Genomic DNA, 15,205 nt, shown 5'->3' on the forward strand with positions numbered 1-15,205 from the left:
AACCCTCATAAAATCAAGTATTTTGTCCTGCTCATGATATGCCATTTATTTTTTTATCTATAAATTTGGTCAATTCACAAATCAAATTTATCTTAAACAAAAAATAATTAATAATCTAAAACACTATGGCAATTAATTTACAGAAAGGACAAAAGATCGATATAGGATTAACAAAAATGACGATAGGGCTGGGCTGGGACCCGAATGAAGGGACAGGTTTTGATTTCGACTTGGATGCTTCTGCTATCATGATTGATTCCGACAGAAAATTAGTCAATGAGGAATGTTTTGTTTTTTATAATAACCTGCAGTCGCCGGACGGTGCACTAACGCACACAGGAGATGATCCAAATGGTAAAAACAGTGATGGTGACGATGATGAAGCCATTATTGTAGATCTTGAAAAAGTAGATCCCAAAGCAGAAGAAATTCTTTTTGTGGTAACCATTGAGGATTTTGAGAGAAGAAAACAGAACTTCGGACAGGTAAGAAATTCATACATCAGAATTGTGGACAACAGCACCAACCAGGAAATTGCAAAATACGAGCTGGATGAAGATTTCTCCATTGAAACGGGAGTAGAATTCGGAAGACTGTACAAAAGAAACGGAAGCTGGAAATTTGAAGCATCAGGAATCGGGTACAGAGCAGACCTTGCTTTCTTCCTTGAGAAATATTACAAAGGACAAATCATTAAATAATTATTTCAAATACACAAAACTATAACTATGGCAATTAATTTACAGAAAGGTCAAACCATTGATTTAAGAAAAAATGACCGTGGAGAAAGTGTTTACGACCTTTCAAAAGTAACGATCGGTTTAGGATGGGATGTGAGAAAACAGGGCGGTTTCTTCGGAAAACTGTTCAGCAAAGAAGCAGAATACGATCTTGATGCAGTAGCGTTTCTTTTAGATGGAAACGGAAAAGTAGCCAACCTTGGAAAAACGGTACAGACGAACGATGGAAGACAGATTGCACTTTATCAGGGTGATGTGGTCTTCTTTAATTCCATGCAGCATCCAAGCGGAAATATATGGCTCACGGGAGATAACAGAACCGGTGCCGGAGACGGGGATGACGAGCAGATCATCGTTAAACTTGATCAGCTGGACGAAAGCTATCAGAAGATATTGTTTCTGGTGACCATTTACCAGGGAAAACAGAATAACCAGCATTTCGGAATGATTGAAAATGCCTTTATCCGTGCGGTAGATGCCAAAGGAAAAGAAATCACAAAATACAGCCTTTCCGGAGATGCCAGCATGAACGGAAAGTGTGCCATGGTTTTCGCAGAAGCTTACCGCCACAATGGAGACTGGAAGTTCCGTGCGATAGGAGAACCACATCAGACCGATAATTTTATTGAGATTCTGAAACAGTACGCATACAGCAATTAAACCTGAATTTTTATCAAACTGAAAAGCCGGCAGGGAAGTTTTCAACTTCCGCTGCCGGCTTCAGAAATACTATCGTCTTACCATGAGCAGGAGATTATTAGCATACTTTTTACTGGATACTTCAGGTTCTATGAACGGAGAACCCATCCAGGCACTGAATAATGGATTTAACGGGCTGATCAGCATGCTACGTGCAGATCCTCAGGCAATGGACAGCCTTCATTTGAGTGTCATTACTTTTGACCGTGAAGTGAAAAACATCATTCCACTGACTGATCTGGCCAGTTTTTATCCTATGGAAATTACCTGTCCCGACAGTGGTCCTACCCATACAGGAGCTGCATTGGAAATGGTTTCGGAGCTTGTTCAGAAAGAACTGGTCAAAGGAATTTCAGGTGAAAAAGAAGACTGGAGGCCGCTGCTGTTTATATTTACCGACGGGAAACCATCAGATATCCAGAAATACAGACAGATGATCCCGGTGATCAGAGGTTTGGAATTCGGAGCTATTGTAGGGTGTGCAGCCGGACCAAAAGCAGATGAACAGTTTTTAAAGGAACTTACCGACCACGTCGTAAAGCTGGATACCACTGATGCGATAACGCTTTCCTCATTTTTCAAGTGGGTAAGTTCTTCTATCACTATGGGAGGAAAATCGCAGGGAACCGGAGAGAGCGCTCCATTGCCGCCACCTCCTTCCGAGCTTAATATTATTATTTAAATCACTTGTCTTTACTATAAATCATGAGAAGACTGCCTATTTATTTTTTAGTAGATATCTCCGAATCTATGGTAGGAGAGCCTATTGAGCAGGTACAGGAAGGTATCGCCAATATCATCAGGGACCTCAAGAAAGATCCGTATTCACTGGAAACGGTGTATATTTCCATTATAGGTTTTGCGGGAGAAGCTGAAGTGATCACGCCGCTTCAGGATATCATCAGTTTTTATCCCCCTAAAATTCCTATTGGAAGCGGTACGTCACTGTCTCAGGGGTTGATTAAAGTAATGGATTGTATAGACCGGGATATTGTAAAAACAACGTACGACAGAAAAGGCGACTGGAAGCCCATCGTTTTTCTTTTCACGGATGGTGTTCCTACCGATGATGCTACGAAAGCTATTGAAAGATGGAATAATAAATACCATGGAAAATCCAGTACAATTGCCGTATCCATAGGCGAAAATACCAACTATAAACTCCTTGGAACGCTGTCTGACAATGTTCTGCTGTTCAATAATACGGATGAAAATTCCTACAAAGAATTTTTCAAATGGGTAACAGATTCCATTAAAACCACCAGCCAGAGTGTTACGGAAGCCAATAAGGAAGGAATTAACCTTTCAAAGATCGATTCTATCATCCTTGAAAAAGTAGATCCGGAGCTGGAGCAGAAATTTCCGGACAATAATTTTGTGGTGCTGAACGGGAAATGCTCGGAAACGGAGAAACTGTATTTAATGAAATTTAAAAAAGCATTTGCAGAATCCAGCATCCCCGGAATGTCTACAAGATATTACAGACTGGATGGAGCTTATAAAATTGATGAAAAAGCCTATTTCAGACTTTCTTCCTCTCAGAAAAATAACCTTAAAATCTCAGTGGAAGAGCTTCAGGGAAGTACTTCATGCCCTCACTGTGCCAATCCTATTGCATTGGCAACATGCTCTTGCGGAGGAATTCACTGCCTGCGGGGAGAAGGCTATAACAAATGCCCGTGGTGCGGGACTTCAGATTACTACGGATTTTCCAGCGAAGGATTTGATATTAACAGAACTCTGGGATAATAGAGGTTACAGAAAGCACGATGGAAAAAACACTTATTTACAGAGAAAAAGAAGAATTTAAAGAAGTTCACTTCGTTCTTAAAAATGCCAGTGCCAAACAATTTTATGAATTCAGTTTTGAATTGGATGATTTCCCGAATATAAGGATCAAAAACGTCGCCAATCTTCAGGAGACAGGTCTTACCTTCGAAAATAATACAATATCGGGAATACCGTATGTAAACAGCCTTCACGATCTTGATATTGAATTCTACCATATCCATGACGAAAAGAGCACAGAAATAAAAAAAGTACATTTACTGGTCAATGCAGATCCGAAAGATCTCTGGAAAAATATTCCGGCGGATCCTGATGCTGTGTTCTATAAGCCTGATGAAACATCTTACAAAGGCAGATTTTTAGACAAAAAAATCACGGTTGCGTCTAAAAGAGGACGTTCCCATGCCCATGAAGGAAAATTCAGGGACGATGATTTCGCGGTAAAAGAACTTCCCGGAAACTGGAACATTGTTTCTGTGTCAGATGGAGCCGGTTCAGCACCCATGGCGAGAGAAGGTTCCAGACTGGCAGTTGTTGCTGTGAATAATTTTTTCAGTTCCGAAGATATTTTACATGCTGTTGAAAAAAATAGTAAAGATCTTTACGCTTCATCATCATCAGAGATACAATCCAAAGCAAAAGAGAATGTTATAAGACTCCTTTATGAAGGTGTTTTACATGCTTACCGTGTTTTGGATCAAACCGCAGCGGAGCATTCTTTTTCCATCAAAGATCTTCATACCACGTTGATTTTTGCATTAGCCAAAAAATTTGACTTCGGATATGTGATTCTAAGTTTTGGGGTGGGAGATTGCCCGATCAACCTGATCAGCCCGGATTTCTCAGAGGTCAGACTTCTCAACCGCATGGATGTAGGTGAATTTGGAGGCGGAACCCGTTTTATCACCATGAAAGAGATTTTTAATGATGATATTGTTTCCCGTTTCGGAATCACCTGTGTGAATGATTTTTCTTATCTCGTCCTGATGACAGACGGTATTTATGATCCCAAATTCATGACAGAAAGCCAGTTGGAGAACATAGAAAGCTGGAAAGTATTTTTTGACGACCTTGCCGGAAATAATGATGACCGTGCGAAAGTGGATTTTATCAACGATACCCACATTGATCAGCAGCTTCTGACCTGGACCGATTTCTGGAGCCGGGGAAATCATGACGACCGAACACTTGCCATAATCTATTGAACATGAAAAAGACCGTAAAAGTGGTTTCCATCCTGGATACTGCAAAATCATATGAATACGTAGATGAAAGCCCGATCCGGGGCGGAATGAAAGATGTTTATTTTTCGCCGGACAGGGAATATGTGGTCGCTTTTTACCGGAATCCGCTGGAATCCGGGCAGAAAGAACGTGTTATGAGAATTGTTTCCACTTATCTCGGGAATATTCAGAATGGAAATTCAGCAGATTATTTTCTGAACGAAATCTTCAGATGGCCTTATGATATTGTAGAAAAAGGAAAACTGACAGGAATCGTGGTTCCTGTTTATCACAATAAATTTTTCTTCGCGAAAGGATACATCGGGTCCGATAATATCAAAGGTGAAGATAAAGTAGGGAAGTGGTTCACTGCACCGATGTTCAGGAATCAGCAGTATCCTTTGAGGCTGGATCATTCTGAACTGGGGGATTGGCTCAGCTATTTCCAGATCACGATCAATATCAGCAGGGGCGTGAAAAAGCTTCACCAGATGGGGCTGGCGCACTCGGATCTTTCCTATAACAATATTCTGATAGATCCGGTGACAAAGTCCGCCTGTATTATTGATATAGACGGTCTGGTGGTTCCGAAATTATTCCCGCCGGAAGTGATTGGAACGGCCGATTTTATAGCACCGGAAGTTTTAAAAACCAAACACCTGAGCATGCAGGATCCCGGAAGACAGTTACCCAATCAAAAGACTGATCTGCATGCATTGGCTGTACTCATCTATATGTACCTTTTCAGACGGCATCCGTTGAGAGGAGGAAAGATCTGGGATCTGGATTCTGAAAAAGATGAGGTGATCTCTATGGGTGAAAAAGCCCTTTTCGTAGAACATTCCACAGATCCGAGCAATCAGGTAAGGGCCGATCATCTGAGGAAATGGGATGCTTTCTGGGGCGATCCGCAAAAAATTCCATACACGGCAGCAGGACCTTATCTTTCTGAACTTTTTAAAAAAGCTTTCGTAGAAGGCCTTCACGATCCTATCAGACGTCCAACAGCCAACGAGTGGGAAACTGCATTGTTAAAGACTGCCGACCTGATTCAGCCCTGCCACAATCCGGAATGTACGGAAAAGTGGTATGTATTCGATAACAGCAGCAATCCGAAATGCCCTTTCTGCGGCACATCACACAAAGGAACACTCCCTGTTCTGGATCTGTATTATAAATTTGATGATGAGGTATGGAAACCCGAAAATCACCGCCTGATGGTGTATAACAATCAGTATTTATTCAAGTGGCATGTTTCCAGAAAGGTGATTCGAAATGAAAACCTTACGATGGAGGATAAAATGCCTGTCGGATATTTTACGTTTCATCAAGGGAAATGGGTATTTGTCAACCAAAGCCTTACGACTATGAAAGATGTCACCGAGCAGAAAGAAATCCTGCCCGGATCTATGGTTGAGCTGACGGATGGAAAGAAAATTCTATTATCTTCTGAAGAAGGAGGGAGACTGGTTTTTGTTACGATGGCCAATCAATAGGTCTGAAGCTTCTTGCTGTTTTTTAGTTCCCGCAGATTTCGCGGATGGTACAGATTTTTTTTAAAAAAAACTTAGGTGAATGGGGCTTCGAGAGCCTCAGCCCCCAGTTCTTTGTTGTCACAATTGTCATTGTTAGCATCACTGTTTGATACCAGTGATGGTTGCTGTAATTAAGTAAGTATCCTCTAAAGGAGGCTGAGGCACTCGAAGCCTCCTGTATGTGTTGCATACTTAAGTAAGTATCCTCTAAAGGGGGCTGAGGTACTCGAAGCCTCCCTGAAATTCCATAAAAAAAGAATGCTCATCCTCATCTACGGTTTTAAAACCTAAACTCATATATAAATGCTGGGCCTTATTGGTTTTTAAGACGCTTAATGCTACTGGTTTTCCTGCTGAGGAAGCTTCCTTCAGAATATCTGATAAAATTGTTTTTCCGAGTCCTTTTCCCTGCTGGCTGGGATCTATCTGCAGCTGTAGAACCTCTGTTCTGTCATCGGCTTTGTTGATCTTCAATAATCCGGCGGGTTCATTATTTAAAAGAATGATATGAGCTTTATCGAACCGATAAAGAATTCTCTGAAGCGTAGTTTCCCGGTCTGTTGGAAGATGAGAGTCAGCGTAATGCGGATTCATGGTTTTTATCCTGAGATCAAGAAGATAATCCATGTCGTTTTCTGAAGCTTTTCTGAAAGTTATGGCTGTATTCATTGGTAAATATGGATTTATCAGCTATTTGAGTCCAATTTTAAGCCCCATTTCATTTTTCATATGCAGCAGAACTTCCGCGTTTCCTCTGGCATCATCTACAGGATGATGAGTGTGTTCTGTCTTGCGTAGATGTTTCCATTGGGCAAAAGTATCTTTTTCCAGTCCGCAGTAGAGATCAGAAAGCCTTCTTGACGAGTATCCGAAAGGATTTTTACCTGTAAAATGATGAAAATACCAGCAGATGAACATCCAGTCGAAACCATTATTATCACTGATGAAAATGGGTCTTCCTTTAGAGTTGTTCTCAATCCATTCCCCAAAAGCAAGCATCACTTCTTTGGGATCATCAAAATCCATTGTTTCCTCCCTGCTGAAGCCGGAGACTGCCAAAGCATCCGGGTTGAACTTTTCAGAAATAGGCTTAATCTTTCCGTAAAAAGTAGTATCCAGTTCCTCATTCACAAGGACGGCTCCGAAACAGATCATCGAAAAATCTCCGGGAATCGGACCATCCGATTCAATGTCCACCATAATATAGCTCATCAGTTTTATTTAATCAAACGAATATATTGAAAATTATCTCATGAATCTGAAGATTTAACGATCTGAGTTCGGGATAAGAAATTAAGACTAAAAGGCTGGAAGATGGATGAGAGAGGCTGGAAGTTTTACCAGGCCATAATATTAAACAATTGTCTTTACATTTTTAAACGCAGATTAAAAAAATTAATAAAACCGTGGTGGATTTCGATCTTTGGACTTCAATAACTTCCCTCTTCCGGCTTCCAACTTCCTGACCTTATTATACAAACGAAAATGCCTTATCCCGAACTCAGATTAAACAAGTTCAAAAAAATCTCTTCTCCCGATTTTTACCTTTGTCTGTAAGGATAATTGAATCTCTTCATCCGGATCGGTTTTCTTTATCGTATCAATCTGGATCCCTCCGCTTTGGATCATTCTCCGGATGGCTGATTTGCTGAGATCATTTTTAAGCTGGCTGCAAAGTTCCACTAATGTTATCCGGCTTTCCTTATGATGAATTGAGTCTAAAGAAACGGATTCATAGACTTTTTCCTCAATATTTTTATTCTGAAACTGATTGCTGAAAAATGCTTCTGCAAGTTCAGCGGATTTCTGGTCGTGGTATTGTAAAACGATGTTTTTAGCGACGGCTTTTTTAATATTCATCGGGTTTTCCCCACTGTTGATCTTTTCTTTTAAAATGGATTTCTCTTCCGTAGAAAAATCAGAAGCCAGATCAATGAATTCATCAATAAGACTGTCAGGGATCGACATGGTTTTTCCGAACATATCATTCGGCTCATCCGTCAGACCGATAATATTGTTCAGAGATTTACTCATTTTTTCCTTGCCGTCAAGACCTTTCAGAAGCGGCATGCAAATCACCGTCTGGGCCGGCATCTGATGCACCTCCTGCAGCTGTCTTCCCATCGTACAGTTGAAGAGCTGATCGGTTCCGCCCATTTCAATATCACATTCAATCTGTACCGAATCGAAACCCTGAAGAATAGGGTATACCAGTTCATGCATGGCAATCGGGGTATTTTCTGTAAACCTCTTATTAAAATCATTACGGTGCATCAGCTGGGCTACGGTCACTTTGGACATCAGCTGGATCACTTCCGGAAAACTCAGAGCGTCCAGCCATTCGGAATTAAAAACAATTCTGGTTTTTTCCATATTGATTATTTTCGAAAGCTGATTGATATACGTTTGCGCATTATGCTCTACCTCTTTGGTACTTAAAGGTTTCCTCGCCTTGTTTTTTCCGGTAGGATCACCAATTCTTGCCGTAAAACTTCCTACTACAATCACAATCTGATGCCCGAGATCCTGAAACTCTTTCAGCTTTTTGAGCACCACTGCATGCCCCAGATGCAGATCCGGAGCAGTAGGATCAAATCCCAGCTTGATAATTAATTTTCTGTTTTCGTTCTCAGCCTGTTTAATTTTCTGTTCCAAACCGTTTTCCGGTAGAATGATGGCTGTGTTTTCCTGTAATGTACTGATCATATTAATTAAATTTTAAAATAAAAAAAGCCCGGACAATGCTGTCCGGGCTCTATATACGTTAGATTATTTTTGTTAAATTACAGATATAGAAAGTCTTCCCGAACGGTTCGCCGGGGTATAATACTCAGTGAAAAAAGGAAGACGCAATATGCTGTTTAAATGTTTCATGAATTATGCAAATATAAAAGCTTTTTCATACTGATCCAATATTTAAACCATTAAGACCTGCTGTAAAGTTCCATACCAGTCAGAATTTATAAAAAAACTTCCTGCTCTTAACAGATTATCAATCTTAATGGCTTAAAATAAAGGTTTCAAAACAATTTTACTTACCGCTTCTGAAGCTAATTCCATGCCATAAATCCTTTGTATGCAAAATAAAGAATCGTTATAAATAATGTACATTTAATAACTTAATTCTTTCATAAGTTCTTTTGTCTTGAAACAAAAGGAACCAAAAATTCAAGGCTGGAATCTTTCACTAAAAATTAAAATCTGTTCCTAAAATTCCCAAAACTCGTGCGGATCTAAGGTTGCTGTTTCAATCAATATTTGACCCGCACTCAGACAGTGGGAATTTTTTAACGGATCAAATTTTAATTTTTTTAACGCTCCAGCTTCCTAAGCCAATGAATAAGAGGGACACTATTTTTAGTCCTTGTAATTTATTCAATCTGCGCGGAAATATGAGGGTAACCATATTTGTTAAAGTCGTTTTTGAAAAAAGCAATCCTGGATACTTTAAAGGTTAAAAACCGGCTGTGAATAAGTATTTCTGATCTGTTCTTTCCAGATTTCCAGATCTTCAGGAGAAGCTTTATCAGCCCTGTCAAAAAAGAAATGCTGAATAATTTCAAAACCACTGTACAGGAAAATTCCGTGGTCTGAAGTAAGGGTAAGCGCCTTGTCCATTCCCATCCGTTCATATTCCTCGTGTGATTTTCCGTGGGTATTGATAACGACTGCTTTTTTCCCTTTTAAAAGCCCTTTCTGAACGCCCTGATCATACCGGTAAGCAAAGCCATAACTGAAAACCCGGTCTATATAACCTTTCATAATGGCAGGCATTCCCGTCCACCAGATAGGATAAATAAAGGTGACCTGTTCTGCCCATGAAATATAATCCTGCTCTGTTCTTACATCCTCAGAAACCTTTCCTGCAAACTGTCCCTGCATATCTTCCAGTGAGAAAACAGGATTAAACCCGATTCTGTTCAGATCCCTGATTTCTATTTCATGATGATCTTTTTCCAAAGTTTCAACTACTGTGCGGAGAAGGCTGTTGTTCAGGCTGTTTTCATTAGGATGCGCGTAAATGATTAAATGTCTCATTGCTTTTGTATTTAAATTAATAAGACAAATGTAGAGCAGCGGAGGACACAAAAATTGTAAGAAAACGAAATACAGTTATGCAGATCCCGAACGGCAGATATCGTTTTGAAATTTCAGATACTGCGTCGGAGAAAGATGGATAAAATGTTTAAAATCATGAATAAGCTGGCTCTGATCATAGTAGCCGCATTCATCAATAATGCTGAACCATTCTATTTTTTTCTGAAGACCCAGCTCTTTCTCAATCATCATAATGGCTTTGAGAAAACGGGTGTAGCGGATCAGTTCTTTGGAGGAGTACCCCAGCTGTTCTTTCTGTTTCAGCTGGATGTTCCTTTCACTCTGGCGGGTTTGTTCTGCAATGGTTTTAATGGGATTCAGTCCGTTGTCCTCAAAATTGCTCAGCAGACGGATGGTTTCATCCTGATCCTGAAGATAAGGTTTGCAGAATTCAAGAATGTGGGCGGTTTTTTCTTCCGGAGATGAGAGGGCTGAGATTTCATCCCAGAGTTCCGTGAAACAATTGTCCTGGAGGATTTCATTGGGGTGGGTTCCTTTGCTGGCGACCATAGCTTTTCCGAAGAAGCGGTAAAAAGCATCATCCTTAAAATTGGCAACCAGAATAGAAGTTCCTGCGGGAAGCGTGTATTCAAAGGTTTGACGGACCGGACCGAGAACAATACATTGGTTGACTTCCACGGTATTCTTTTCCTGCGTTGTCATAAAAGCAGGGTCTCCGAAACAGAACAGCATAATGGTCTGGTAAGAAGGCAGAAGCGTTTTGGTTACAGGATGTGGAGAAGCGTTTACCGCGTAATAGAAATACGTGAAAACACTTTCAAATTCTTTGGGAACCGGTATTTTCAGCTGGCGGTATTCCGGGTGTAATTCCTGCATGGGATCATTCTTTTTAATTCAGTTCTTTCTGCATTTGATAGTTGATGAGATCAGTTCCTTTTACACTGACGGTCTGCTCCGTGATCACCATGAAACCCATTTTTTCAAAGAAAGGTCTGGCTGTTTTGCTGACATCCGCCGTCAGAACTTTCTGATTTTGATGTCTGGCTTCCCGCTCAATAAAGGTATATAATTTTCCGGCGATTCCCTGATGCTGAAAATCTTTATGTACAAACAGAAGATCAATATAATTTCCATGGTCCAGAGTACAAAATCCTGTGATCTGGCCCTTAATTTCGGCTACCATCACCAACTGATGTTCCATCACCTTTAGCCATCTTTCATCATTGTCTGCTCCGGATTTCCACGCATTGATCTGATCAGTGTTGTAGTCATTTTTACAGACACTGGAAATAGTATCTGTAAAAAGTCTGCGCATTGCTGCAAGGTCGCTGAAATTACCTTTTCTGATGATCATGACGATAAACCTTCTTCACCGATATATTTTTTCTCGTAAATTTTCTGCTGTTCAGCAGTAAGCAGCGGATAAAATAGGTTCATCTGTATCAGTGCATAGTGTTTTACCGCTTCCTCTTTATTTAGTTTAAAAGCTAGGCTGTTGTGGATAATCCAGTTATCTGCGATGATGAATATCTGCGTGGTCAGACTTCTCAGGATAAAATCCGGAACATCGTCTCTGAAAATATTGTTTTTCTGAAAACCTTTGAAAATCGCCTGAAATTCTCCTTTTCTGCTGATATTGATCGATTCATACTGGGATTCTATGGCTGGAATATTTTTTAGAATATCAAAGAAGTTCATGAAAATAAAACGGAAAGCATAAAAAACTTCATACGTTGAAAAAGTAAAATGATACAGATCCTCCAGTGTTTTATTTTCTATGGCTTGCAGATCATTGAGTAAAACATCCATTTTAAGGATCAGTTCAGAAAAAAGGATCTTAATGATATCCTCTGAATGTTTGAAATGATAATGCAGGTTTCCCGCACTGATATTCAGCTCAGCCGCAATATGCCTTGTCGTAATATTGTTGTATCCCTTTTCATTGAACAGTTCTATTGCTTTTGATAATATTTTATCCTTGGTTTTCATGGTCCAAAGATAAGCGAGTTTAAATCATATTTCAAAATTAGAACATTTGTTCTAGTTTTGGTATATTTGCAGAAAAAAGTATGTAAAGATGGAAGGGAAAAAAATCTTCAACTACGAAACGGCTGAAAATAGGGACTCAGCTAAAGGAAATGAGGTACAGGAAACCCTGGTAAAAATCCTGCAGGTGATCATCGGATTTGTTATGGCTATACTTCATATGTGATGAAAAAGAAAGTTTCATCCTGGTTCATTTTGGGACTTGTCTGCTGGCTTGTTATTCTTCTTCTGAGAAAAAAAGGAATCTTTATTCCGGTCATCAGCAACCACCTGACGGATTTTATGACCATTCCGATGTATACCTGTCTGATAGAATACATAATGAATGTCCTTCTGAACTATAGCTGGAAACCGGATTTTAAATTTATTTTATCTTCAACTGTCTATCTGTCGCTGCTTTTTGAAGCTGTTTGTCCTATGCTTTCGGATAACTTTACAGGGGATTTCTTAGATGTTGTGGCTTACTTTACAGGAGGTATGGTGTATTATTTTGTGAGAATCGGATTACCGGACTTTTTCAAAAGTGATAGAGTTTAAAACATTTCTGAATGCCCTATATTCTAAAACAAGTTTTTCGTTTCGAAAATAATATTTGAATGAAAAAAGCACATCTCCTGAAATAAATTTTATTTTATCCGGTTCTGCCGAATATTCAAAAGGAATAACCCGTTTGCCACAATGAAGAGAAAACTCATGATATTCAAAGTTCAAAGCTGTAATTTCACTGGTTGGAACATCTGCCATTTTTCTTTGATCCGGCAATAAGGCAATGATTGTATCTTCTGGATGTAGTGAAACGATTTTGAAATTGGCAGCTTTCCATTTTCCGAACAGCTTTTTCCGCTGTTTTTCTGTTTCTTCATTGATGGCTAGTGCTGTTTTCATATCATCAAGCGGATGATCATTTCTCACAAAACTTCCGTAATAATTTTTTCCTTCAACAATAATTTTATTGGAATCAACCACTTTAATACGGAATAAAGCTTTGTCGTGGTCGTACAATTGTAAACCTTTTACACTGAGATTTTTATTGAGAAGATATTGTCTGCCCCAAGCGGTAGTACGTACGGCACGGCCATTATCAAAATAGAGAAATTCTCTCCAGTGATCATTTTCCTTTGTCACCAAAGAGTCAGAAAGCCATTCGCCTTTGAAAAATGAAGGGTCATACCTCTTAGAACAGCAAAGCATCACCAATGTTGAAAAAATCAGGATACCAACAGCTCTTATTTTTCGTAGCAGCATGATTAAAATTTCCCTATTGATCCAGTTTTATAATAGAACCCTTATAAAATTTAGTCAGATCATACAGTTCCCCGAAATAGTGCTGAAGATCCGCATCATTATTCTGTTCAGAACCTTTTGCCCGGAACTGCTCTTCTGCAAATGAATATAAAGAAGAATGGTCTGCTTTTAAATAATGCGAGAGTACCGTACAGCTTCCCTTTTCTTTCAGGGCAATATCCGTGAAAAACAGTCCATAGATCAGAAATTGATTGAAATTCTGGGCATTGACCATGAAATCAATTTTCTGTTGGGAATAATTTTCATAATCCGAGAGAATTTCCTGAAAAGATTTTACATTACTTTCCTGTGGAATTTCATAGAAAAGATCAATTCCATGGATGAAAAGCTGGGTTTTGGTTTCTTCACGGTCGGAAGGATAGGCATGGCTGAACCATGTGAAAATGCTGGAAAGTTCTTCTTTGGAAAGCTGGTCTACAGAATCTTTTATTTTCTTTTTGATAATTTCAAGACTTACCTTGGCATCGTCCTGAAGAAAATTCATGATGTTTTCCTCTTCCCGGCAGAGCTTATTGTATAAATTGATTTTCGCAATATTAGGGTTGGTTTTAATAAAATAAAGTTCTTCTGCCATTGCTTTTGTACCGTATGATCTTTTTCAGTTAGGATAGTTAAATATACGAAATATGTAGCGATTAAAATTAAAAATGTTATGCTGTGAATTATTAATCATTTTTGAGAGTTTCATGAAGGGCAATCCTGTTTCCTTCCGAATCTTCAAATTCTGCTACTGCAAAACCATACTTTTCATTGATTTTTTTAGGATATAGAATCTCGCCGCCGTTCTTTAACACTTTTGCTAAAGATTCATTGATATCTTCAGTTTTAAAATAGATGATTACTCCGTCTTTTGTAGGTTTGTATACATCTCCTTTGGCTAAAGCTCCCGTAATGCCGCTGTTTTTTTCCTCAAAAGGAAACAAAGACATTTCATACCCATCAATATCATCTTTTTCAAAGTTGAAATTAAAAACATTTGTATAAAACTGTTCGGCGTGTTTCATGTCATTAACAGGAATCTCAAAGTAAATGACAGGGTTGGATGAGGACATTATTTCTTTTTTAGAATCACTGCAAGATACGGATATCATTAAAAATAAGGAGAATGACAGAAGGCTGTTTTTAAACATGGCTTTTAGTTTTTTGAAAGAATAAAATTAAAAGATTTATGTTTTTAAAACAAAAATAGATAGACTTATCTATTTTTTATCTACATTTGTAAAAATTTTCAGGATGAAAAAGGAAAAAGTACAGGAAAGAATTATTAGAGTGGCTTCAGATCTGTTTTACAGACAGGGTTTCAATTCAACCGGGATCAACCAGATTATTGCTGAGGCTGATATTGCAATTGGTTCACTGTACAATCATTTTTCCTCTAAGAACGATCTTCTTCAGACATACCTGGCCAAAGAAGAGACAGAATGGTTCAGTGGTTTTGAGGCTCATTCCGCTAAAATTTCAGATCCCGTAGAAAAGATTTTTTCTTTGATCAGTTATCGTAAACAGCTGCAGCAGTCTTCTCAATTTGCAGGATGTCATTTCATTAAAATTATTGCAGAAACAGGAGAGAGCAGCCCCTCAGTATCGGATTTTGTAAAACTTCACAAAGCAAAACAGAAAGAAATGATCAGAAAAATGGTTGATGAATATGCAGAAACCCGTTCTGATATTGATGTGGATTTAGTTACAGAAAATATTTTTCTTTTAATTGAAGGCGCTGTTGTGACTTCTACCATCAATAAGAATACAGATTCTTTTGACCTGATCCAAAAAATGATTGAGGCACAATTGTCTTAATTTTTTTTCTTAT

The 15,205-nt window shown here is 39.0% G+C and carries 19 protein-coding genes; 9 read left to right on the forward strand and 10 right to left on the reverse strand.

The window, feature by feature from the left end; translation table 11 throughout:
* The first annotated feature begins 125 nt into the window (after positions 1 to 125).
* From JET18_RS02695 to JET18_RS02720, 6 genes are all read left to right on the forward strand, one after another.
* Positions 126 to 701 carry a TerD family protein gene (locus JET18_RS02695; RefSeq protein ID WP_034748410.1) on the forward strand — a complete coding sequence of 192 codons (576 nt, stop codon included), beginning with the start codon at positions 126 to 128 and terminating at the stop codon, positions 699 to 701.
* 27 nt (positions 702 to 728) lie between these two features.
* The gene (locus tag JET18_RS02700) at positions 729 to 1,400 is read left to right on the forward strand and encodes a TerD family protein (protein ID WP_062649562.1); all 672 of its coding nucleotides are present in this window, start codon (positions 729 to 731) and stop codon (positions 1,398 to 1,400) included.
* Between the two features lie 82 nt (positions 1,401 to 1,482).
* Positions 1,483 to 2,121, forward strand: a complete 639-nt coding sequence (locus JET18_RS02705; protein WP_202089074.1) for a vWA domain-containing protein — start codon at positions 1,483 to 1,485, stop codon at positions 2,119 to 2,121.
* A gap of 23 nt (positions 2,122 to 2,144) precedes the next feature.
* Positions 2,145 to 3,188, forward strand: a complete 1,044-nt coding sequence (locus tag JET18_RS02710; RefSeq protein WP_202089075.1) for a TerY-C metal binding domain-containing protein — start codon at positions 2,145 to 2,147, stop codon at positions 3,186 to 3,188.
* 20 nt (positions 3,189 to 3,208) lie between these two features.
* The gene (locus tag JET18_RS02715; protein WP_202089076.1) at positions 3,209 to 4,432 is read left to right on the forward strand and encodes a PP2C family serine/threonine-protein phosphatase; all 1,224 of its coding nucleotides are present in this window, start codon (positions 3,209 to 3,211) and stop codon (positions 4,430 to 4,432) included.
* 2 nt (positions 4,433 to 4,434) lie between these two features.
* Entirely contained in the window at positions 4,435 to 5,946 is a 1,512-nt protein-coding gene (locus tag JET18_RS02720; RefSeq protein ID WP_202089077.1) for a helix-hairpin-helix domain-containing protein, read from the forward strand.
* A gap of 246 nt (positions 5,947 to 6,192) precedes the next feature.
* On the opposite strand, the gene JET18_RS02725 is transcribed toward JET18_RS02720, so the two are convergent.
* From JET18_RS02725 to JET18_RS02755, 7 genes are all read right to left on the reverse strand, one after another.
* Complete coding sequence (locus JET18_RS02725; protein ID WP_202089078.1) at positions 6,193 to 6,654, reverse strand: GNAT family N-acetyltransferase; 462 nt, start codon at positions 6,652 to 6,654, stop codon at positions 6,193 to 6,195.
* A gap of 21 nt (positions 6,655 to 6,675) precedes the next feature.
* Positions 6,676 to 7,197 (reverse strand): 3'-5' exonuclease, encoded by a 522-nt coding sequence (locus tag JET18_RS02730; protein WP_202089079.1) that lies wholly within the window; start codon positions 7,195 to 7,197, stop codon positions 6,676 to 6,678.
* A gap of 294 nt (positions 7,198 to 7,491) precedes the next feature.
* Entirely contained in the window at positions 7,492 to 8,691 is a 1,200-nt protein-coding gene (tyrS, locus tag JET18_RS02735; RefSeq protein ID WP_202089080.1) for a tyrosine--tRNA ligase, read from the reverse strand.
* 741 nt (positions 8,692 to 9,432) lie between these two features.
* Positions 9,433 to 10,023 (reverse strand): NAD(P)H-dependent oxidoreductase, encoded by a 591-nt coding sequence (locus tag JET18_RS02740; RefSeq protein ID WP_202089081.1) that lies wholly within the window; start codon positions 10,021 to 10,023, stop codon positions 9,433 to 9,435.
* A 75-nt stretch (positions 10,024 to 10,098) separates the two neighbouring features.
* On the reverse strand, positions 10,099 to 10,920 hold the full coding sequence (locus JET18_RS02745; protein ID WP_202089082.1) for a helix-turn-helix domain-containing protein: 822 nt from the start codon (positions 10,918 to 10,920) through the stop codon (positions 10,099 to 10,101).
* Positions 10,921 to 10,933: 13 nt separating this feature from the next.
* On the reverse strand, positions 10,934 to 11,398 hold the full coding sequence (locus tag JET18_RS02750) for a GNAT family N-acetyltransferase (protein ID WP_202089083.1): 465 nt from the start codon (positions 11,396 to 11,398) through the stop codon (positions 10,934 to 10,936).
* Positions 11,395 to 12,033: a TetR/AcrR family transcriptional regulator gene (locus tag JET18_RS02755; RefSeq protein ID WP_202089084.1), complete on the reverse strand. Its 639-nt coding sequence runs from the start codon at positions 12,031 to 12,033 to the stop codon at positions 11,395 to 11,397. Before JET18_RS02755 ends, JET18_RS02750 begins: the two co-directional genes overlap by 4 nt.
* A gap of 88 nt (positions 12,034 to 12,121) precedes the next feature.
* Between JET18_RS02755 and JET18_RS21935 the strand changes: the two genes are divergently transcribed.
* Entirely contained in the window at positions 12,122 to 12,256 is a 135-nt protein-coding gene (locus JET18_RS21935; RefSeq protein WP_262896555.1) for a hypothetical protein, read from the forward strand.
* Positions 12,256 to 12,627, forward strand: a complete 372-nt coding sequence (locus tag JET18_RS02760; protein ID WP_202089085.1) for a hypothetical protein — start codon at positions 12,256 to 12,258, stop codon at positions 12,625 to 12,627. The genes JET18_RS21935 and JET18_RS02760 overlap by 1 nt, the downstream gene beginning before the upstream one ends.
* Here JET18_RS02760 and JET18_RS02765 read toward each other — a convergent pair.
* The 3 genes from JET18_RS02765 to JET18_RS02775 form a co-directional block, all read right to left on the reverse strand.
* Positions 12,595 to 13,335 (reverse strand): hypothetical protein, encoded by a 741-nt coding sequence (locus JET18_RS02765; RefSeq protein ID WP_202089086.1) that lies wholly within the window; start codon positions 13,333 to 13,335, stop codon positions 12,595 to 12,597. The genes JET18_RS02760 and JET18_RS02765 overlap by 33 nt on opposite strands.
* A gap of 13 nt (positions 13,336 to 13,348) precedes the next feature.
* Positions 13,349 to 13,969, reverse strand: a complete 621-nt coding sequence (locus JET18_RS02770; RefSeq protein ID WP_202089087.1) for a hypothetical protein — start codon at positions 13,967 to 13,969, stop codon at positions 13,349 to 13,351.
* A gap of 91 nt (positions 13,970 to 14,060) precedes the next feature.
* A complete protein-coding gene (locus JET18_RS02775; RefSeq protein WP_202089088.1) occupies positions 14,061 to 14,447 on the reverse strand; it encodes a VOC family protein in 387 nt (128 codons plus the stop codon).
* 181 nt (positions 14,448 to 14,628) lie between these two features.
* On the opposite strand from JET18_RS02775, the gene JET18_RS02780 reads away from it, so the two are divergent.
* Complete coding sequence (locus JET18_RS02780) at positions 14,629 to 15,192, forward strand: TetR/AcrR family transcriptional regulator (RefSeq protein ID WP_202089089.1); 564 nt, start codon at positions 14,629 to 14,631, stop codon at positions 15,190 to 15,192.
* Positions 15,193 to 15,205: the final 13 nt, after the last annotated feature.

It is taken from the genome of Chryseobacterium endalhagicum (assembly GCF_016745235.1).
Lineage (GTDB): Bacteria > Bacteroidota > Bacteroidia > Flavobacteriales > Weeksellaceae > Chryseobacterium > Chryseobacterium endalhagicum.